The organism is Roseateles hydrophilus (assembly GCF_026712245.1).
In the GTDB taxonomy this organism is placed as follows: domain Bacteria; phylum Pseudomonadota; class Gammaproteobacteria; order Burkholderiales; family Burkholderiaceae_C; genus Pelomonas; species Pelomonas hydrophilus.
The window spans coordinates 134,093-154,849 of record NZ_JAPPUY010000003.1; the positions used below are offsets into that span (position 1 = coordinate 134,093).

10 protein-coding genes are annotated in these 20,757 nt (G+C 71.4%); 7 read left to right on the top strand and 3 right to left on the bottom strand.

Going from position 1 to position 20,757, the window contains the following annotated elements; genetic code table 11:
• Positions 1-208: 208 nt before the first annotated feature.
• Genes NYO99_RS12290 through NYO99_RS12320 form a run of 7 tightly spaced genes read left to right on the top strand, consistent with a single transcriptional unit; the run spans position 209 to position 16,081 of the window.
• Entirely contained in the window at positions 209-4,999 is a 4,791-nt protein-coding gene (locus NYO99_RS12290) for a beta strand repeat-containing protein (RefSeq protein ID WP_268167498.1), read from the top strand.
• Positions 5,000-5,010: 11 nt separating this feature from the next.
• Positions 5,011-5,964: a PEP-CTERM sorting domain-containing protein gene (locus tag NYO99_RS12295; RefSeq protein ID WP_268167499.1), complete on the top strand. Its 954-nt coding sequence runs from the start codon at positions 5,011-5,013 to the stop codon at positions 5,962-5,964.
• A 31-nt stretch (positions 5,965-5,995) separates the two neighbouring features.
• Complete coding sequence (locus tag NYO99_RS12300; RefSeq protein WP_268167500.1) at positions 5,996-6,859, top strand: hypothetical protein; 864 nt, start codon at positions 5,996-5,998, stop codon at positions 6,857-6,859.
• Positions 6,860-6,882: 23 nt separating this feature from the next.
• Entirely contained in the window at positions 6,883-7,959 is a 1,077-nt protein-coding gene (locus NYO99_RS12305; RefSeq protein ID WP_268167501.1) for a CAP domain-containing protein, read from the top strand.
• Positions 7,960-7,962: 3 nt separating this feature from the next.
• Entirely contained in the window at positions 7,963-11,457 is a 3,495-nt protein-coding gene (locus NYO99_RS12310; RefSeq protein WP_268167502.1) for an autotransporter-associated beta strand repeat-containing protein, read from the top strand.
• Between the two features lie 41 nt (positions 11,458-11,498).
• Positions 11,499-15,137, top strand: a complete 3,639-nt coding sequence (locus NYO99_RS12315) for a hypothetical protein (protein ID WP_268167503.1) — start codon at positions 11,499-11,501, stop codon at positions 15,135-15,137.
• Positions 15,134-16,081, top strand: a complete 948-nt coding sequence (locus tag NYO99_RS12320) for an OmpA family protein (protein ID WP_268167504.1) — start codon at positions 15,134-15,136, stop codon at positions 16,079-16,081. Before NYO99_RS12315 ends, NYO99_RS12320 begins: the two co-directional genes overlap by 4 nt.
• Before the next feature lie 19 nt (positions 16,082-16,100).
• Here NYO99_RS12320 and NYO99_RS12325 read toward each other — a convergent pair whose 3' ends face one another.
• The 3 genes from NYO99_RS12325 to NYO99_RS12335 form a co-directional block, all read right to left on the bottom strand.
• Entirely contained in the window at positions 16,101-17,162 is a 1,062-nt protein-coding gene (locus NYO99_RS12325) for a DMT family transporter (protein WP_268167505.1), read from the bottom strand.
• A 2-nt stretch (positions 17,163-17,164) separates the two neighbouring features.
• The gene (locus NYO99_RS12330) at positions 17,165-17,545 is read right to left on the bottom strand and encodes a hypothetical protein (protein WP_422395500.1); all 381 of its coding nucleotides are present in this window, start codon (positions 17,543-17,545) and stop codon (positions 17,165-17,167) included.
• A 70-nt stretch (positions 17,546-17,615) separates the two neighbouring features.
• Positions 17,616-20,747: an efflux RND transporter permease subunit gene (locus tag NYO99_RS12335; RefSeq protein WP_268167506.1), complete on the bottom strand. Its 3,132-nt coding sequence runs from the start codon at positions 20,745-20,747 to the stop codon at positions 17,616-17,618.
• Positions 20,748-20,757 lie beyond the last annotated feature (10 nt).

Consider the following 20,757-nt stretch of genomic DNA (forward strand, 5'->3'; position numbering starts at 1 on the left):
GAAGCTTGAGGACAGCGATGCATCGGCCGTCCAGGATGTCTCCATCCTCACCTCCCTGGCTGGCCCGGGCGGTGCCCAGGCGCCAGGCTGCCTCACTCTTTAAGAGGCCGCAGTATCTGGAATTCCGGCAGTTGCCGAGTCCCTCGTTCAGAGGGCGCGGCGGCGGCGGGCCTGGGCACCCACGGGTTGGCAGCGCACACCGATGGCCATGCTTTGCCCACGTTTCGCCCTCTCCCGCCTCGCCCTGGCGCTGTTGGCGCTGAGCTCCACCTCGCTGGCACCCGCCGGCACTGTGACCTGGGTCGGCCCGCAGGGCGGCAGCTGGGCGGATGCCGCAAACTGGAGCGGTGGCGTGCTGCCGTCGGCACTGGACGACGTCCAGCTGGGCAGCTTCATCACGGCGGTAGAGGGTACCCACGTCATCGCCAGCCTGATGGGCACGAACTCGCTGCAGCTGTACAACACCGGCGGCCGGCTGACGGTCAACGGCGCCGCCGACCTGGGCGCGCTGGACCTCGTCGCGGGCACGCTGATTGGCAACGGCAACACACAGGTGGGCGGCTCGCTGCGATGGGACAACGGCAGCCTGGCCGGCGCCGGCAGCACGCGTGTGCTGGGCCTGACCACGCTGAGCGGCACGCTGTTCAACGTCCGCTCGCTGAGCGGCGGCCACACGCTGACACTGGCCGGCGGCGTGCAGCTGACCGACAACTTCGGCCTGGACATCACCGGCGGCAGCACGCTGGTCAACACCGGCATCTGGCGCGACCAGGCCGCCGGCGACATCGGCCTTGGATCCATCGAATCCGCCACCGGCCCGGCCAACCGCTTCGACAACCGCGGCAACTACGTCAAGGCCGGCAACTTCACGACCAGCGTGGCGGCCGGCGTGGCCTTCGACAACAGCGGCAGCGTGGCCGTGAACGAGGGCACGCTGAGGCTGCAAGGCGGCGGCGATGGCCGCACCGGCAGCTTCAATGTGGCCCTTGGCGCGACTCTGGACTTCAACCACGCCGGGCAGACTTATGCGCTGGGCCGCAACGTCGTCAACCGTGGCCGGCTGAAGATATCCGTCGGCACGGTCACTGCTGATTCGGGCCTGGAGGTCGATGGCAACGTCACGGTGGAGGCGGGAGAGCTGCAACTGGGCCTTGCCAGCACCTTCGAGAATTTGAGTCTGGTGTCGCCCTCCAGCCTTGTCAGTGTGAGCCGCAACAGCGGCATCATCACCGATGGACTTGATTGGGGAGGCGGAACACTCAGCGTCAGCGGCATGGCTGTCCAGCGCGCTATGTTGATCCATGGCGGTTCCCACCAGCTGGGGGGCTTCCTGTCGCTGGCGGCAGGAGCCAACAGCTCCGTCCAGGGCTCGCAGGTCAGCGTCAGAGGCGTCGGCGCCACGCTCTCGAACAGGGGCGTCTGGAACGACCTCACCTCCATCAGCCTGGATTTCGTCGACGCCGGCACGTTCTTCAACTTCGGAAGCTTCCTCAAGAGCGGAGCTGGCACGACGACGTTGGACTGGGCCTTCGACAACAGCGGCGTCGTCAACCTGTTCTTCGGCACGCTGCGGCTGATGGGCGGCAGCGATGCGGCCAGCGGCTCCTTCGCGCTGTCCTCCGGCACCACGCTGGAGCTGGGCGGTGCCGCCAACCATGCGCTGAACCGCAATATCAGCAACGGCGGCACGCTGCTGATGCAGGGCACCACCGTCGACGCCGCTGCGGGGCTGGCCCTCGGCGGCCAGACCCGCATCAACGGTGGCAGCCTCACGCTGGGTGCCGACAGCAGTATGAACGCGTTAACGCTGCAGGGCGGCGCGACGCTGAGCAGCGCTGGCAGGCTGGAGGTGAACGGGCCCATGGTGTGGGAAGACGGCCACCTGGCCGGTGCGGGCCGCACGCGCGTGCTGGGCCCGCTGACGCTGGACGGCAACACCGTGCGCACCGTGGCCGCCGGCCACACGCTGGAACTGCTTGGCAATACGGCCTTGAACGCCGGCACGCTGCAGCTGCAGTCCGCCTTCAACCAGGTCGGCAGCCTCAGCATCGCCAGCGGCGCCGTGCTGCAGGTCGACCACACCAGCTTCACCAACAGCGGCACGCTGGCCGGCTCGGGCACGGTGCGGGCGCTGGACGCACTCGGCAACACGGGCACCCTCGCCCCGGGCGGCATCGGGCAAGTGGGCCGGCTGGACGTGATCGGCAACCTGGTCAACAGCGGCAGCCTGCTGGTGGACCTGGGCCGCAGCAGCGCCGACCAGCTGGCCGTCAGCGGCAGCGTCACGCTGGGCGGCACGGTCAACTTCGCCGTGGCCGGCGGCGAGCGCCTGGCGCGCGGCAGCCAGTTCACCGTGGTGAGCTGGGCCGAGCGGGCCAACAACAGCCAGTTCGACACGCTGGACTTCTCCCAGGCCTCGGGCTACCGCTTCGCCACTGCGTATGAGGCCAACGGCCTGAGCGTGACCGTGACCGGCGTGCCGTTCAACTGGACGGGCGCGGCAGCCGGCGGCTTCTGGGATGTGGCCAACAACTGGAACAGCGGCAACGACGGCCTGCCCCAGGCCGGCGACACCGTGCTGCTGGGCGGCGCCGACACCGTGATCCGCAGCACCCGATCGATGGCCGCCGCGACCGTCAACGGCACCGGCACCCTGGTCATCAACAGCGGCGCCACGCTCACGCTGAGCGACAGCGCCAGCCTGGGCGGCCTGCACCACAGCGGCACGCTGAACAACACCGGCCGCATGGTCGTGACGGCCGCCGGCATCCTCTCAGGCGCCACCCTCAGCGGCGCGGGCACCACGCGCTATGAAGGCGCGCTCGCCATCCAGGGCAATGCCAGCGCCCTGCAGAACGGGCAGACCCTCGAGGTGGCGGGCACGACCACGGTGCAGGGCAGCACCGCCACCGGCCTGTCTGCCAGCAGCGGTGCGCGCATCGTCAACCAGGGCACATGGATCGATGTCGCCAGCGCCAACAGCCGCCTGAGCGGCAACAGCGGCAGCAGCGCTTTTGACAACCAGGGCAGCTTCACCAAGGCCAGCGCCACCACCACCACCATCGGCAGCTTTGGCCTGAGCTTCAACAACAGCGGCAGCGTCAACGTCGAGGCCGGCACGCTGAGCCTGGTCGGCAACGGCGCCAGCACCGGGCAGATCCGCATCGCCAGCGGCGCCACGCTGGATTTCGCCGGCAGCGGCGCCAGCTTTGACCTGAACCGCGACGTGAGCAACGCCGGCAGCTTCCAGGTCCGCGCCGGCGTTGTCAACGCGGCACAAGGCCTGACGCTGGGCGGCAGCACGGTCATCAGCGCCGGCCGGCTCAACCTGGGCGGCAACAGTCAGTTCGACACCTTCAACTTCGTCGGCAGCGGCAGGCTCGACAGCAACGCCACCCTCATCGTCACCGGGCCTACCACCTGGGCCGGCGGCACCTTCGCCGGCACGGGCACCACGCGGCTGGAAGGCGCGGTGAGCCTGGAGAGCGCCTCGTCCAGCGCCCTCAGCGGCGGCACGCTGGTGATGGCCGGCACCACCACGCAGACCAGCAGCGCCGGTATCAACATGAATGGCGGCGCCAGCGCCCGCCTCGTCAACGAAGGCACCTGGCTGGACCAAGCCGGCGGCAACATCAGCATCGGTGGCAGCGCGTCTCGCTTCGACAACACGGGCCGCTACATCAAGACCGGTGCCTTCACCACCAGCATCGGCAGCTTCGGCACCGTCTTCAACAACACCGGCACCGTGGACGTGCAGGCCGGCACGCTGGACTTCTTTGGCGGCGGCAACAGCCCCGGCCAGTTCACGGTGGCCGCTGGCGCCACGCTGCAATTCAGCGCCGGCACCATGACCTTGAGGCGGTCGGTCAGCAACCTGGGCAGCTTCCGCGTGGGGGGCGCCGCCATCGTCAATGCCGCGCAAGGTCTTGAGCTCGGCGGCAGCACGGTCATCAGCGCCGGCCGGCTCAACCTGGGCGGCAACAGTCAGTTCGACACCTTCAACTTCGTCGGCAGCGGCAGGCTCGACAGCAACGCCACCCTCATCGTCACCGGGCCTACCACCTGGGCCGGCGGCACCTTCGCCGGCACGGGCACCACGCGGCTGGAAGGCGCGGTGAGCCTGGTGGGCGCCTCGTCCAGCGCCCTCAGCGGCGGCACGCTGGTGATGGCCGGCACCACCACGCAGACCAGCAGCGCCGGTATCAACATGAATGGCGGCGCCAGCGCCCGCCTCGTCAACGAAGGCACCTGGCTGGACCAAGCTGGCGGCAACATTAGCATCGGTGGCAGCGCGTCTCGCTTCGACAACACCGGCCGCTACATCAAGACCGGTGCCTTCACCACCAGCATCGGCAGCTTCGGCACCGTCTTCAACAACACCGGCACCGTGGACGTGCAGGCCGGCACGCTGCAGGTGTCCACGGGATTCAGCAACACCGGCCTGATCACCCTCGCCGCGGGTGCCGAGCTCCACGGTACGGTTGGCGCCTTCACCAACGCCGGCACGCTGGCCGGCGACGGCACGGTGCGCGCGGCCGACCGGCTCACCAACACCGGCACGCTGGCGGCCGGCGGCCTGAGCGACGCCGGCACGCTGAGCCTCATCGGTGGCCTGACGCAGCAGGCCGGTGGCACCTTCCTCGTCGACCTGGGTGGCACCACGGCCGGCAGCTTCGACCTGCTCACCATCAGCGGCGTCGCCACGCTGGGCGGCACGCTGGCCGTCAACCTGCTGGACGGCGCGCACTTCAACGTGGGCGACAGCTTCACCGTGATGACCTGGGGCCAGCGCCTGAACAACAGCCAGTTCGCCAACCTGGACCTCAGCCACGCCCAGGGCTACACGTTTGCCACCGAGTACGGCGCCAACAGCCTGACGCTGCGCGTGATGACCGCCGCGCCCGTGCCCGAGCCGGGCAGCTGGGCGCTGATGGCGGCGGGCCTCGTGGCCCTGGGCGCACTGCAGCGCCGCCGCCGCAAGGTCCAGCCCACCGCCTGAATGGAACTGCCATGAACCACGCCCCGCGCCCCATCCCGTTCCCCGCGCAACCGCAACCCGCCACGGCCCGCCGCACGCTGGCGCTGCTGGCCACGCTGGGCGCCCGAGCCCGGGCCGAATCGCCGGGCCGTGACGCCGAGCAACAGCGCGCTGCCGGCCTGGCGCCGTCCACCGGCGGCAAACCGAGGCAGCGCCGCTGGCGGCGGCTGCGTGCCGGTCTGGCGGGCCTGGCCCTGGCCTGCGGCGCCCTCAACGCCGCCCAGGCCGGCCTCGTGAGCTATCGCTTCGACGGCCACTTCACCGCGGCCGGGCCGCATGACCCGGCACTGGTGGATGCCTTGTTGCCGCTGCTGAACACGGGTGCCGTGCGCATCGACATCACGTTCGACACGGCGGCGCCGGTCTCGCTGGAGGCAGAGGGCCAACTCGCCCGTGCGGCCGCCATCACCGGCGCCAGGTTCCAGTTCGCCGGCTTCTCGGGCGAGCTGACCGGCTGCGCCAGCCGGCCGGACAGCAGCTGTGCGGTCCGCGTGGGCAATGACATCTCGCCGTTCGACCCCGACGACCCGGGGGGCTACGACCTGTTCGGCCTCTCGCCCGGCCTGTTTCATCTGCAGGCACTGGACGATGCCGCCGGCCTCGGCACGCGCATCGACTTGCGTTGGCACATCGGCTTCCTCGACGTCTTTGGCAATGCGCTGGACTCGTTGGCCTTCGACGCCGACCTGACGACGTTGCCGCTGAGGGACTGGTACCCATCGCTGTTCGCCGCGGCACCGGAACGCCCAAGCGCCTTTGGAACGGCCGAGTTCCACATCCGGATGGACGCGGTGACGCGGCTGGACGAGGCGGTGGTCGTCACCGTGCCCGTGCCCGAACCCGCTTCATGGGCACTGACCGTGCTCGCACTTGGCGGTGCAGCACTGGGCGCACGCCGCCGCGCCGCCATCACACGCACAGCCTGACACCTCAACGCTGCGCCAAGGGGAGCCCGCCATGTCCAAAGCCCTCGACGACCTGCTGACCAAGCTGCCGCTGTGGCTGGGCCAGTTCACACGCACGCTGACCCACCCCAGCCAGGTGCTGACCGAGCAGCTGAGCGCGGACGCCACCGCCAGCGCCCCGACGGACGCCAAGCCCGTGCAGGACGGCGTGGGCTTTCTGATCCTGTCCTTCGCCGTGGCGGCCGGCGTGGCCATCGCCTTCCCCGTGGCCAGCATGGCCCCGCTGGCGCCGGTGCCGGCCGACGGCGCGCTCGCGCAGAGTGCCTTGGTGCTGCGCCATCTGTTCGTGTTCCTGGGCGCCGCCGCGCTGGTGCACGGCGCCAGCAAGCTGCTGGGCAACCGGCAGGCCTTTGCCGGCTTCTTCGGCGCGGTGGCGCGCTTCGGCGGCGTGACGCTGGTGCTGCTGGCCCTGGCTGGCGCACTGACCAACGTGGGCATGGCCGACCCCATCGTGGCGCGCAACTGGCAGCAGTTGCGCCAGGTGGCCGTGCAGATGGGCGAGGGCGCCAAGACCGTGCTGTGCCAGGCCGACGCCAAGACCGGCCAGCTCTCGACCGGCACCGCCGTCGCTGGGCTGAACCCCGCCCAACTCGCCGACGCGCAGGCCCTGTACCTGGACACCGTGAGCCGCCCGCTGGTCCTCATCGCCAGCGCGCTGGAGTCGCTGTGCCTGCTGGCGCTGACCGTGTGGCTGGGCTGGGTGTGGTGGCGCTACTTGCGCACCAGCGGACTCACACCCGGCCGCGCCGTCGCGGCCAGCGCCGTGGGCGCCGTTGGCCTGGGCAGCGGCTACCTGCTGCTGGTGCTGATCGACGGCGGGCAGATGGCGTCGCAGCTGATGCGCACCTGCAGCTGAACTCACCCCACATGCTGATACCCATGACCCATCTCCTCCCCGTCCGGCTGCTGCGCCACACCATCGCACTGCTGACTGCCAGCCTGCTCTGCGTGAGCGCTGGCGCCATGCCCCTGGTCAGCGCCGAGGCGGCCTTGCTGGCGCTCATCAACGATGCCCGCGGACAGCTGGGCGCCGCGGCACTGACGCTGAACGACCGCATGCGTGACGCGGCGCTCGCCGCCGCGCAAGACATGGCCGCCCACGCCATCACCGGCCCGGTGGGCAGCAACGGCAGGACGGCGCTGGATCGCCTGGGGGACGCCGGCTACACCGCCGCCACCTTCCAGCCCGTGGGCCTGGTGGGCGTGGGCGGCGCGGACGGCAGCGCTCCGGTGCTGCTGGATCTCTGGCTGGCCGACACCACCAGCCGCGCCGCGTTGACCGCCACGTCGGCCACCGAGATCGGCGTGGGGCTGAGTTTTGACAGCGCCTCGCGGTCGTACTGGTCCCTGGTGATCAACCCGGTGGTGCCGGCCGACAACGGTGGCAATGACACCCCGCCCACCCCGCAGCCCCTCCCCGGGCTGGACCCGACCGCCTGCGCGGCCGGCCTGGCCACCCTGGACCGAGCCCAGTGCCTGCTGAACGACCTGCGGCTGCGCCAGGGCCTGCAGCGCCTGGCGCTGGACGGCGCCTTGACCGACGCCGGCCAGGCCCACAGCCTGGACATGCTGACCCACGACTTCCTGGGCTTCCTGGGCAGTGATGGCAGTGACCTCATGCAACGCACGGCACAGGCCGGCTACGACGGCGCCGTGCTCGGCCAGCTGGTGGCGGACGGCTTCGCAGGTGTGGACGCCGTGCTGGGCGCCTGGCTGGACGGAGCAGCCAGCCGCGACGTGCTGCTCAACCCGCTGGCCAACGAGTTCGGCCTGGGCCTCCAAGGCAGCGGGCGCGACAGCCGCTGGACGCTATTCACCGGCCAGGCTCACGACACCGCGGCCGACCTTCCCGAGCCCGCGGCGCCGGGCCTGGCCTTGCTGGCCCTGGCAGCGCTGGGCGCAGTCCAGGCCCGCCGCCGCGCCACCACCATCTATCTCCCGACCCCGAGGACCTGAACCATGCGCCACCTCGCCCTGCGCACCCTCCCCGCCGCCCTCGTGCTCATCGGCCTGCTACCCGCCCCGGGCGGCGCCGCCGTCCACCTGTGGACGGGTGCCACCGACGCCAACTGGAGCAACGCCGCCAACTGGGCCGGCGGACTGCCTGTGCCCGGGGGCGAGCTGCTGCTGGACAGCGCCACGCGCCCGGCCACGTTCAACGACATCGCCGGCGGCGTCACGCTGCTGGGCCTGACGCTGGGCGCCAACGCGCCCGCACCCATGCTGAGCGGCAACGCGCTGCGCTTCCAGGGCGACGGCGCCTACCTGCGCATGCTGTCCAACAGCGGCCACGGCCTGGTGGACAACGACCTGCAGCTGGACAACATGCTGCAGATCAGCGGCGGCCCCAGCGTCACCAGCCAGCTGTTCCTGCGCGGCGACATCAGTGGCAGTGGCGGGCTGGCCGCGCTGTCCGGCCGCACGGTGCTGAGTGGCAACAACAGCTTCAGCGGCGCCACCACCATCGCGGCCGGTGCCGCGCTGGGCATCGCAGGCGGCGCGCTGGCCGGCAGCAGCGGCGTGCAGGTGGCGAACGGCGGCGAGCTGCAGTTCGTCAGCGCCAACGTCGCGACCACGCTGAACAAGCCCGTCGCGCTGGGCGGGCGGCTCAGCAGCAGCGCTGTCGACGTGCAAACCCCCTTCGGCAAGGTCGCAGGCAGCGCCGTGCAGGGCGCGGTGACGCTGACCGACAGCGCCGAGATCCTGGCGCTGAACGGCACCACCGCACAGCCGGTGCGCTTCTTCGTGACCGGCAGCGTCGACCGCGCCGGCCAGGCGCTGACGCTCGCCACGTCGGGCGTGGGCAGCACGCTCAACGTCGGCGCCATCGTCGGCAACGGCGCGCTGACGCTGCGGCCGGCCGGCGGCGCGATCACCGTCGGCGCCGTGAGCGGCGCGGGCGAACTGCGCGCCACCGGCGCCAGCGGCTCGGCCACCGTGGCCAGCCTGGCCGGCGACGGCCGCGTGCTGGTGGACTTCGACGACAGCTTCGGCAAGCTCACCCTCACTGGCGCCCTGGGCGGCCAGCGCGACCTGGACGTGCGCCGCGGCACGCTGAACCTCGGCACCACGGCACCGCTGAGCTTCACCGGCCAGATCACGCTGCGCGGCGAGGGCACGCTGAGCCTGGGCCGCGAGAGCTATCTCGGCAACGCCAGCCCGGTGCTGCAGTTCGACGGCGGCGGCCGGCTGGTGCTGCGCGACGGCTTCGGCCTGGCGCGCAACATCGTCACCCAGGGCGGCACGGGCAGCGTGACCTTCGGCGCCAGCACCACCAACACCGTCAGCGGCACCATCAGCGGCGACGGCGGCATCAGCTTCGTCGGTGGCGTCATCACGGTCACCGGCAACAACACGTTCGCAGGCGGACTGGGCGTGTTCAACGACGGCACGATCAATGCCGCCGGCCAGCCCAACACCACCACGCTGCGCTTCAACCATGACGGCAACCTGGGCGCCGCGGGCCAGGGCATCACGCTCAGCGGCGGCCTGGCGCTGCCCGACGGCTACGACCTGAGCCGCCCGCTGACGCTGGTGGGCACGGCCGCCAACCTCAGCGCCAGCGGCACGCACACGATCGCCAGCAGCATCAGCGGCGACGGCCGCCTCAACCTCGGCGGCGCCGCCCGCTACGTGCTGACCGGCACCAACACGCACACCGGCGGCGTGGCGCTGGCCGGGCAGGCGAGCGGCCAGGCCGCCGTGCTGGTGATCGACAGCGACGCCCAACTCGGCATGCCCGGCGGCGTGCTGAACATCGGCCGCGCCAGCGGCTTCTTCACGCTGCCCGGCACGCTGGTGGCAGCCGGCAACCTGGACATCGCCGCCACGCGCAGCACGAGCTTTCGCGCGATGACGGTGGACACCAACGGCTTCGATGTGGTGTTCAACCAGCCCATCGCCGGGCTGGGCATCACCAAGGCCGGCACCGGCACCTGGACGCTGAACACCGCCAACACCGGCACCGGCGCCGACAACGTCGTGCGGGTGCAGCAGGGCACGCTGGCGCTGGGCGCCGACGAAGCGCTCGGCACGCGCAACCTCGTGACCGTGGCCGATGGCGCCCAGCTGGCACTGAGCGGCCACGTGCTGACCATGACCTCGCTGGATGCCGCCGCCGGCAGCACGGTGGACCTCGGCGCCGGCGGCACGCTGCGGCCGCTGTTCGGCACGCTGGACGGCGCGCTCACCGGCCAGGGCAGCCTCGTCGTCGGCCGCGCGGGCTTCTCGCCGGCCGGCGTGACGCTCAACGGCGCCAACAGCTTCAGCGGCAGCATCGACGTCATGAACGGCAGCCGGCTCACCGTCGGCCATGTCGACGCGCTGGGCGCAGCCGCCAACCTCATCCGCCTGGACAACGGCTCGCTGGAGGCCACCAGCCGCCTCGCCGCACCGCTGGTCATCAGCAATGCCACCAACCTGCAGATCGGCACGGGCGGCGCCGGCTTCGTGGCGGGCGGCCAGTCCGTCGTCATCGAGCGCACGCTGACGGGGCCGCTGGCGCTGCGCATCCAGGGCGGCAGCCTGCCCGGCAACGGCGGCGACAAGTTCGACGTGCGCCTGGCGGCCCGCGACAACAGCTTCACCGGCGACCTCGTGCTGGGCGACCCGCAGAGCTTCGGCAGCGCGGTGCTCGGCATTACCGCCGACGGCTCGCTGGGCGCGGCCGGCAACCGGCTCGTCCTCGGCAAGAGCTTCTTCGACGGCGAGAGCACCCGCAGCGCCCAGGGCGGCCTGCGCGCCTGGGACTCGCTGACGCTGGCGGCCACGCGCACCCTGCTGCTGGACGGCAGCGCAGGCGACACCGCCGGTTTCATCGACACCAACGGCCACACGCTGGTGGTGGCCGGTCGCATCGGCGAGTTGCAGTCCGAGCTGGGCCTGCTCAAGACGGGCGAAGGCACGCTGGTGCTCAACGGCGTTCAGGCCTACACCGGCCGCACGACGGTGGACGCCGGCACGCTCGGCGGCCACGGCGAGGTGGAACGGCTGGCCGTGCAGGCCGCCACGCTGGCGCCGGGCGAGAGCGCGGGGCTGTTCAGCGTGCGGCAGGACTTGAGCTTCAGCAGCGCCGCCCAGCTCAGCATCGAGCTGGGCGGCCTGCTGCGCGGCACGGGCTACGACGCGCTCAACGTCGGCGGCAGCGTGGACCTGGGCGGCGACACGCTGCTGAGCCTGAACTTCATCAACGGCTTTGTCGCCACGGCGGGCCAGCAGTTCCAGCTCATCCAGGCCGACGGCGGCCTGTTCGGCAGTTTCGCCAACGTGGCCGACGGCGCGCGGCTGCTGACCACCGATGGCAGCGGCAGCTTCCTCGTGCAGTACGGCAACGGCCAGGGCCTGGTGATCAGCGACTTCCAGGCCGCCGCCGTACCGGAGCCGTCCACCTGGGTGCTGATGGCCCTGGGCCTGGCCGGCCTGGGCCTGCGGGCCCGCCGCCGCGCAAGCGTCTGACCACGCTGCGCACCGCCTGACACACCGACACGGACGGAACCATGCCCAATCTCGTACTCGCAGGTGAAGTCTTCTCGCTGGACGCTTCGGCTGGCTTCGACGAGGGCCTCATCCGCGGCAAGGTTGGCGCCGGCGCGCGGCTCAACTTCACCACGCGCTTCACGGCCTGCCACGGCCTCGCCGCGCAAGCCGCTGCGCAAGCGCGGGCCGACGCCTCGGCGCAGCTCGGGCTGCTCGGCCTGCTGTCCGGCGATGCCCAAGGCGCCGCGCTGGCCACGGCGGGGGCCACGCTGGTCGCGACGGCCACCATCGACCCCTTCGACCGCGCTGGCCTGGACGTTGGCGTGGCGGCCTACGCCGAGGCCTCCGTGGCGGGGCGGCTGAGCTTGTCGCTGGACTTGCAGGACGTCGCCCGGCTGGCCGCCGAGCGGCTGGACGGCCCCGCGCTGGAGGTCTTCCTCGCCTTGCTGCGCGAGATCAAGCTGGGTGCCGGGGTGTGGGCACGCATCGGCGTGGCCGCGATGGCGCGGGGGCAGCTGTCGGTGCTGCTGAGCCTGGCGGACGACGACAAGGCGGGCTTCGTGATCGAGGGCAGCCTGGCGGTCGGTGCCGCTGTCGGCGGCGGGGTGGATGTGTACGCGGGCGCGCTGTTCGAGAGCCCGAAGCGCTTCTTCCTGACGGCGGTGGACATCGCGACCGGAGCCTTGGTGACCGAGGCCCACAAGCACCTGCCGCCCAGCCTGCGCGTGCATCTGGCGGCCCTGGAGTTCGCGCTGCCGGCGTTGCTCAACGCCGCGTACGAGATCGCCCAGATCGACACCGCCGCGCTGGCCGCCCGGCCGGCGCTGGCCGGCGAGGTCTTCGCGGCCTGCATCGGGGCTGAGTTGCAGCGCTTCCTGCTCGACAAGCTCGCGCTGGGTGCGGCCACCCTGGTTGCTGCGCAGCTGGATGTCCTCTCGGAGCGCCTCGCCGCCGCGCCCTTGCCTGACGCGGCCGCGCGCACGGCGGCCGCGGCGGTGCGGTCTGCCTTGGACCTGCTGGAAGGCCGGACGTTGACCCTGACCAGCGCCACCGAAGCGCTGCCTGCGCTGGCCGCCGTGCTCGACGCGGTGGATGCGGCGGGGCGCAGCACCTGGCGGCCGGCGCTGGCGGCGCTGTGGCTCAGCCTGGCCGCCGCCGATGCGCTGCGCCAGGGCATCGTCGCCCGGCACGCAGGCGCCAGCGCGGGCGTGATGGGGCTGGCGGCGCAGGTGACGGGCGCGCTCACGATCGAGATCCGCGATGTGCCGGCCTTCATTCAGGACGAGCTGCAGGCGCGGCTGGGCATCCCGCGCGCCAGCAAGCTCGGTTTCACGCAGGTGGTGGCCTGGCTGATCGACAGCCAGCTGCTGCCACGGCTGCGCCTCGCGGTGCCCGAGGTCGTGCCCTTGCTGGACATGATCGAACGGGAGCTGGACCTCTCGGATGTGATCACCGCCGCGCTGCGGGGCGACCTGAAGCTCAGCTACGCGCCCTGCCGTGCGCTGGCGTCGCGCCTGCTGGATGAGTTGCTGCTGCAGCGCTTGCTGCCTCAGCTGGCCCTGCTGCTGCGGGACAACGACGCCAGCCGCTTGTGGACCGAGGAGGTGGCCCGCCCCAGCCTGGTGATGCTGCGCGACTTTGTACTGGCCCGGCTGGACGACGCCGTGGCAGGCCGCGCGCTGCAGCAGGAACCCTTGCGCGCGGCCTTGGGGCTGCTGGTGGGCAAGATCGTCACCAGCCACGTCATCGTGCTGCGCGACATCCTCGTGGACCACATCCGCGACAACGTGGCCCAGGCGGCACGCCAGCTGTCCGATGAACTGAGGGACGGGCGGCGCACGCCGCTGGTCAACGCCTTCAACACCCTGGCGCAACCGCTGGTGTCGGTGGCCGGCCATGTCATCCCACGCCCGCTGATGCTCGATGCCTGCCAGGAGCTGGCGGCCGACCTGCTGCTGGCGCTGGCCAGCGCCACCGGTGAGCAGGTGTGGACCGACGCGCGGCGCGCCAAGGAGCGCGAGCTGCTGCGCCGCATCGTGTTCAGCATCTACAGCGAAGCCGACCGGGCAGACCCGAATCGCTTCATGGCCGAGGTCGCCGCCTGCGCCTACCTGCCGGCACCGCAAGCCGTGAAGGACATGCTGCTGCTGCAGGCCGAGATGATGGCCGCGACGCTGGGCCAAACCCTGTCCGCCACGTTGGCGGCGCTGGAACGCTTCTTCGCCCGGCTGGCTGAAGGCTTGATCAAGCAGATCGAGACCGGGCTGGCCGACGGGCTGGCCGACCTGCGTGACGACCTGGTGGCCATCGGCAAGGAGCTGGTGGTGCTGGGCCGGCAAGCCGAAGCGCGGTTGGCCGAGGCCGAGCGCTTTGCACGCGAGATCTCCCGCCAGCTTGGCAACGCGGCGGCGGCCTGCCGGTCTGCCACCCGACGCCAGCAAATCCTCGACCGGCTGCAACGGGACGGCGCCGCCAACGCGCGCGCGTTCGCCCGGCAGGCGCCCGGCTTCAGCCTGTGGCCGAGAGAGGCCCGGGCACTGGCCCTGACCGCCGCAGGCAACGCATTCGGCACGGCCTTTGGCGCCGTGCGGCCGCTGCTGGACGGCGCGCTCCGGGTGCTGGGCGCGGTGGGCGACGACATCGCCCGGCTGTTCGCGGCTGTGGCCGACATGGCGGCCCTGATGCGGGCGCTGACCCAGGCCATCACGAACCGCCTGAATGCCGCCGTGCAAGCCTTGGCGAACCTGCAACTGCCACGCGAGATCTCCCTCCAAGCCATCGTGGACGCGGCGGTGGACATCGTGACCAACCTCCCGCCGATCCGCGAGGCGCTGCGCCTGGCCTTCGCCGCGCGCCAGAACGAGCAGGCAGCCCGAGCCGGCGAGCGCAGGCTGCGCGCCAGCATCGCCACCAAGGCCCAGGCCCAGGAGGCCAAGCAGGACGCGCTGGACGCGGCCCTGGTGGGCGGCGCGCTGGGGGTGAACATCTGCAGCCCGCTGGGCGTCACCAACGATCCGGATGCTGCTTGCGTCTACCACACGAGCATCCCGGTCCGCATCGTCGTCGCGGGCCTGCCCGCGACGCCCGGCAACGCCATGGACGGCCAAGCGCTGCTGCTGCTCAATGGCCAGCAGGTCAGCGTGCCGGATGCAGCGTGGCAACGCACCGGCAAGCTCTTGCGGCTGTCACTGCCACTGGCGGCGTCTCACCCGGCGATGCGGCCGGGCCTCAACGTGCTGGAGTTCGCCTGCGCCGGTGGCGGACGGCCTGCCCAGCGCAGCCGCAAGACCTTCCTGGTGAACAAAGCCGCGACGCCGACCGACGGTGTGCGGGTACGCGTGACGAACGGGGCCCTCGACATCAGCGGCGCGGTGAGCACGGCCGCGCTGCAGGGCTGGCGCGTGGTGGTGCCCGGCGGGCAGGTGCGCCGGGGCGTCTTGACCGCCGGCACGCCCATGCCGCTGAACAAGCTGGCGGGCCCACCAGCCGCACCACCCAGCCCGCGACCCGGGCCGCCCCGCATCCATCCCGCCCCGGTGACGCCGGGACGAATCCCCCATCTGCGGCCCGTCAACCTGGCGCCATGCCTGCGGGCCATCACCGTGATCGACGCCGCCGGGCGTCACCGCCTGGACCACCTGCTGGGAGACGACCAATGAGCAGCCGCCAACCGCTGGCCCCGCTGAGGCCGGCCTTGAACCGCCTGCTGGGCACGCTGGAGGCGCGCCCGCTGGACGGGCGCCTGATGAGCACGCTGTCCATGCTGACCGACTTCGACATCAACAGCGCGGCGTTGACGGCCGAACACGAGCAGCAGATTGCCGACATCGCGCAGTTCATGCTGGAGCGGCCCGAGGCCGGCATCGTCAGCATCGTGGGCCGCGCCAGCCAGACCGGCCCCGAGGCCACCAACCGCGCGCTGGCCCAGGCCCGCGCCGAGCAGGTGGCCACCGCGCTGGCGGCCCACGGCCTGCCGCCGTCGCGCATCGGCGCCACGCTGTCCAACGGCTCACGCCTGCCCCTGATCCACATCCCGGGGCGCGAGGCCGGCCTGAACCGCAGCGTGGAGCTGACGCTGGAGTGGCGCGCCCGGATGGCGAGCCCGGCGCCGGCCGCCAACGCGGCAACGTCGACCGACTGGGTGCTGGACCTGAGCCTGAGCATGACGCTCACGTCCGGCCTCATCAAGCTGCCACTGGCGGGGCAGGTGCAGCTCGGCGAGCTGCAGCGCCTGGACGCCTCGGGGCGGGTGCTGGAAACCCGCAGCGCCCATCTGTTCATGGGCGGCCTGGACTGGGGCATGTCGTTCAAGAAGATCGAAGCGCTGCCGATCTTTGCCTCGTTCTCGACAGGCGCCGGCCTGGGCGGCGAGATCTACATGCCCGACCCGCCCGGCGCCGTCGACGCCGAGTGGTTCGACGGCCGCTGCGTCATGCTCATCGGCGTCTCGGCCGGCGTCGGCGTGGGTGTCGAGGGCACGGTGCTGCTGTTCCCCAGCGTCGGGGAGTGGCCGGGCACGTTCTACGCACAGGTCACGACGGGCTTCCAGGCCGGGGCGAGCCTGCTGACCGGCCTGGTCGGTGTGCTGACCCTCGCGGACTGATCCGGCACGCGCAGCGGCGCTAGTGCCGGTGCGTGTGGTGCGCGTCCGGCACGTGCGGGTGGGCGTGGCGCTTGGGCTCGTGGCGGTGCGGGTGGCTGTGCGCACCGACGGGCATGGGGTCGTGCCAGTGGTCGTGGTGGTCGTCGCCGTGCGTATGCGTATGCGCATGCTCGTGCTCCAACGCCTCGTGCTCATGCTCGTGCGCGTGCGATTCCATCAGGTGCAGGGCCACGCCCGCCAGCATCAGCGCACCGCCCGCGGCCATGCCCCAGCTGGCCAGCCGGTCGCCCATCAGCAGCGCAATGCCCGCGCCCACAAAGGGCGCGAAGGCAAACACCGAGCCGGTGCGTGCGGCGCCGAAGGTCCGCTGGGCCAGCAGGTAGAAGCGCAGGCTCAGGCCATAGCCGCTGGCACCGATGACCAACAGGGCGCTCGCGGCCGCCGCACCGGGCAGCGGTTCTCCGGCAAGCACGGCCAGCACCAGCGCCGCACCGGCGCCCAGCGCCGCCTTGGCCATCACCACCTGCCCCGGATCGCGCTCGGCCAAGGCGCGTGACAGGCAGTTGTCCACGCCCCAGGCCACCGTCGCCAGTCCGATGGCCAACAGGCCCAGCAGCTGCGAGTTCCCGCCTCGGCCCTGGTCCAGCACCAGCACGACGCCCCCGGCAAACAGCATCAGCAACGCCGCCCAGACGCGCCGGTCCATCACCTCGCCATAGAGCCTCCAGGCCAGCAGCGCGGTGAACAAGGCCTCCAGCGTCAGCATCAGCGACGCGCCCGTGCCGCTGGTGCGCTGCAGCCCCCAGGCCAGCGCCACCGGGCCGATGACGGCACCGCACGCCGCGAGCAGCAACAGCCGCGGCAGGTCGGCACGCCGCAACGCCGCCTCGCGCTCGGGCCGCTGCCGCAGCAGCGCACCGATGCAGGCCGCCCCCGCGTACAGCAGGGCGGCCGTGGTGAACGGGCCCAGCCCGCGCCCGACCTGCTGCACCAGCGGCATGCTGGCGCCAAACAGCAGCGCAGCCAGCAGCGCCAACGCACCGCCGCGCAGGGCCGGGCCGGTGAGCACGAGGCGGTGCATGCTCACTTGATGGTGAAGCGCACGGTCACCGTCTTGCCTTCGACGTTGTTCAGCACGGCCACGACCTTGGCGCCCGCGGCGATCTTCACGCCGGTGGCGCGCAGCTTGTCGTCACCGGCCGACTTGATGTCGACCTCGGTCTTCTGCGCGCCCTGCAACACGGTCAGCTTGCCGCCGATGCCGGTGGACGACATGGGCTCGTCGTGGTCGGTCAGGTAGATGGTCGCGCCGTCGGCCTCGGCCACCAGCTCGAAGCTGACATCGTGGGCCACCTGCACGATGCCGCCGTGGCGCGGCTTGGCCGCGCCATGGGCCATCGCGGTGTTCAGGGTCAGGGCGGACAGGGCCAGCACGGCGGCCTGGAACAGTTGCTTCATCGTCATCTTCAAAACTCCTTGGTGTCGGTGCGGCGCGCTTGATGCAGGCGCGCGCCGCGAGGCCTGATTCAAACGCTCAGAAGGCTTCCTGCGCCGGCACAGCGGCGGTTTCTTCGGTGTCGGGTTGCAAGAGCTTCTCGGTCGCCGCGCGCCCGAAGCGGGCGTAGAGCAGCGGCGTCAACAGCGTGTCCAGCAGCGTCGAGCTGACCAGGCCGCCGAAGATGACGACGGCCACCGGATGCAGGATCTCCTTGCCCGGCGCGTCGCCCGCCAGCAGCAGCGGCGTCAGCGCAAAGGCCGCCACCAGCGCCGTCATCAGCACCGGCGTCAACCGCTCCAACGAGCCGCGCACGATCATGGGCTGGCCGAACACCTCGCCCTCCAGCCGGCACAGGTTGATGTAGTGGCTGATCTTCAGGATGCCGTTGCGCGTGGCGATGCCGGCCAGCGTGATGAAGCCCACCATCGTCGCCACCGACAGCGTCACGCCGGCCAACCACATCGCCACCACGCTGCCGATCAGCGCCAGCGGGATGTTGGCCATCACGATGCCGGCCAGCACCGCCGAGCGGTAGCGCGAATACAGCACCAGGAACATCATGGCCAGCGAGATCAGCGACAGGCCGATGATCTGCTGGGTGGCCTGCTCCTGCGCCTGGAACTGCCCTTCCAGGCTGATGAAGCTGCCGGTGGGGAGTTGGGTCGCCGCGATGGCCTGGCGGATGTCGGCCACCACGCGGCCCATGTCGGCACCGTCGGTGTTGGCGTAGACGACGATGCGTCGCCGCCCGTTCTCGCGGCCGATCTGGTTGGGCCCGTCGGCCTCTTCCACGGTCGCGAAGCTGGCGATGGGCAGGCGCCCGGCCGGCGTGTCGACTAGCGTGCGCGCCAGGTCCAGCGGGCCGCGCTTGTCGTCGGGCAGGCGCAGCACCAGCTCGTAGCGGCGCGGGCCGTCGACGATCTGGGCACCATGCGCGCCGTCGGTCAGCGCCTGCAGGATGCGCACGGCCTCGCCCGGCGCCAGGCCCGTCTGCGCCAGGCGCTGGGGGTCCAGCCGCACCAGGATCTGCGGAATCAGCACCTGCTTCTCGACGCTCAGGTCCACCAGGCCCGGCACGCTGGCCAGCTGGCCGCGCATCTGCTCAGCCAGACCGCGCAGCGTGTCGATGTCGTCACCGTAGATCTTCAGCGCGATCTGCGCGCGCACGCCGGACAGCAGGTGATCCAGCCGGTGCGAGATGGGCTGGCCGATGGCGACCTGGGCAGGCAGCGAGGCGAGCTGAGCGCGGATCTGCGCCATCACGGCCTCGCGGTCGACGGGCTTGCCATCGCGGCGCAGGTCCACGTCGATCTCGGCCGAATGCACGCCTTCGGCATGCTCATCCAGCTCCGCACGGCCGGTGCGCCGGCCGACCTGCGTGACGCCGGGCACCTGGGCGATGAGCTGCTCGGCCAGCGCGCCCATGCGGTTGGCCTCGGCCAGCGACGTGCCCGGGTTGAACACCATGCCCAGCACCAGCGAGCCCTCGTTGAAGGCCGGCAGGAAGGTGCGCGGGAAGAAGGGCACGCTGGCCGCGGCCATGACGACAGCCACCAGCGCCGCACCCATCAGCAGCCGCGCACGCGGAAAGGACCAGGCCAGCAGCCGCGCGTCCCAGCCCTTGAGCCGCGCCACCAGCGGGCTGTCGCCATGGGTGAGCCGCTTCATGCGCGGCAGCAGCATCGCGCACAACACCGGCGTGACAGTCATCGACACCACCATCGACGCCAGGATGGACACGATGTAGGCGATGCCCAGCGGCGCGAACAGCCGGCCCTCGATGCCCGGCAGCGCGAACAGCGGCACGAACACCAGCACGACGATGACCGTCGCATAGACGATGCCCGAGCGCACCTCCACGCTGGCCTGGCGCACGACGGCCAGCACCGGCTGCGGCACGGCGAGCGCGCGGTTCTCCTTCAGGCGGCGCAGGATGTTCTCGACGTCCACCACCGCGTCGTCCACCAGCTCGCCGATGGCGATGGCCAGGCCGCCCAGCGTCATCACGTTGATGGACTGGTCCAGCAACCGGAACACCAGCGCCGTGACCGCCAGTGACAGCGGAATGGCCAGCAGCGAGATCAATGTCGTGCGCGCCGACAGCAGGAAGGCGAACAGCACGATGGCCACCATGAGGGCGCCGTCACGCAGCGCCTCGGTGACGTTGCCGATGGAGGCCTCGATGAAGTCCGCCTGGCGGAACAGCACCTGCGGCGCGGCCAGGCCCTTGGGCAGGCCGGGCTTGAGCTCATCCAGCGCGCGCTCGATCTGCTGCGTGAGCTTGACCGTGTCAGCCGCCGGCTGCTTCTGCACGCTGACGATGACGGCCGGCGCGCCCTTGTAGCCGGCGTCGCCCCGCTTGAGCGCCGGTGCGAAGCGCACCTCGGCCACCTGCTGCAGCAGTACCGCCCGGCCGTCCTTCCAGCCCACGGCCATGCCTTGCAGGTCCTCGAGCTTGTTGGTGCGGCCCAGGTGCCGGATCAGGTACTCGCGGCTGTTCAGGTCGATGAAGCCGCCACCCGCGTTGTTGGCGAACCCGCGCAGTGCCTGCTCCACCTGGCTCAGCGTGATGCCGAGCTGGGCCAGCCGCTGCGGGTCGGGCTCGACGCGCAACTGCCGCACCTCGCCACCGATGGGGATGACCTGCGACACGCCGGAAATGCCCAGCAGCCGCAGCCGCAGCACGAAGTCGGCATATTCACGCGCAGCCATAGCGCTCGCGTTGCCCTGCAGCGGCAGCGCAATCAGCATCACCTCGCCCATGATGGACGACACCGGCCCCATGACCGGCGCGATGTCACCGGGCAGCTGGCCGCGCAGCTGCGCGAGCCGCTCGGCGACGAGCTGGCGGTTGCGGTAGATGTCCGTGCCCCAGTCGAACTCGGCGTAGACGACGGACAGGCCGACCCCCGACGTCGAGCGCACGCGCGTGACGCCGGGCATGCCGTTCAGCGCGGTCTCCAACGGGAAGGTGACGAGCTGCTCGACCTCCTCCGGCGCCATGCCGCCGGCCTCGGTCAGCACCGTCACCAGCGGCTTGTTGAGGTCGGGGAAGACATCCAGCGGCGTGCGCCATGCCGTCATCGCGCCATAGGCGAGCAGCAGCGCGGCGAAGGCCAGCACGAAGAGCCGGTTCTTGAGGCTGGCTCTGACGATCCAATTGAACATGATCGGCGGC

Bases quoted from the DNA above. Each gene is read 5' to 3' on its own strand.
- NYO99_RS12320 (WP_268167504.1), top strand. From the start codon at position 15,134: ATGAGCAGCCGCCAACCGCTGGCCCCGCTGAGGCCGGCCTTGAACCGC.
- NYO99_RS12330 (WP_422395500.1), bottom strand. From the start codon at position 17,545: ATGACGATGAAGCAACTGTTCCAGGCCGCCGTGCTGGCCCTGTCCGCC.
- NYO99_RS12300 (WP_268167500.1), top strand. From the start codon at position 5,996: ATGTCCAAAGCCCTCGACGACCTGCTGACCAAGCTGCCGCTGTGGCTG.
- NYO99_RS12325 (WP_268167505.1), bottom strand. From the start codon at position 17,162: ATGCACCGCCTCGTGCTCACCGGCCCGGCCCTGCGCGGCGGTGCGTTG.
- NYO99_RS12315 (WP_268167503.1), top strand. From the start codon at position 11,499: ATGCCCAATCTCGTACTCGCAGGTGAAGTCTTCTCGCTGGACGCTTCG.
- NYO99_RS12335 (WP_268167506.1), bottom strand. From the start codon at position 20,747: ATGTTCAATTGGATCGTCAGAGCCAGCCTCAAGAACCGGCTCTTCGTG.
- NYO99_RS12290 (WP_268167498.1), top strand. From the start codon at position 209: ATGCTTTGCCCACGTTTCGCCCTCTCCCGCCTCGCCCTGGCGCTGTTG.
- NYO99_RS12295 (WP_268167499.1), top strand. From the start codon at position 5,011: ATGAACCACGCCCCGCGCCCCATCCCGTTCCCCGCGCAACCGCAACCC.
- NYO99_RS12310 (WP_268167502.1), top strand. From the start codon at position 7,963: ATGCGCCACCTCGCCCTGCGCACCCTCCCCGCCGCCCTCGTGCTCATC.
- NYO99_RS12305 (WP_268167501.1), top strand. From the start codon at position 6,883: ATGACCCATCTCCTCCCCGTCCGGCTGCTGCGCCACACCATCGCACTG.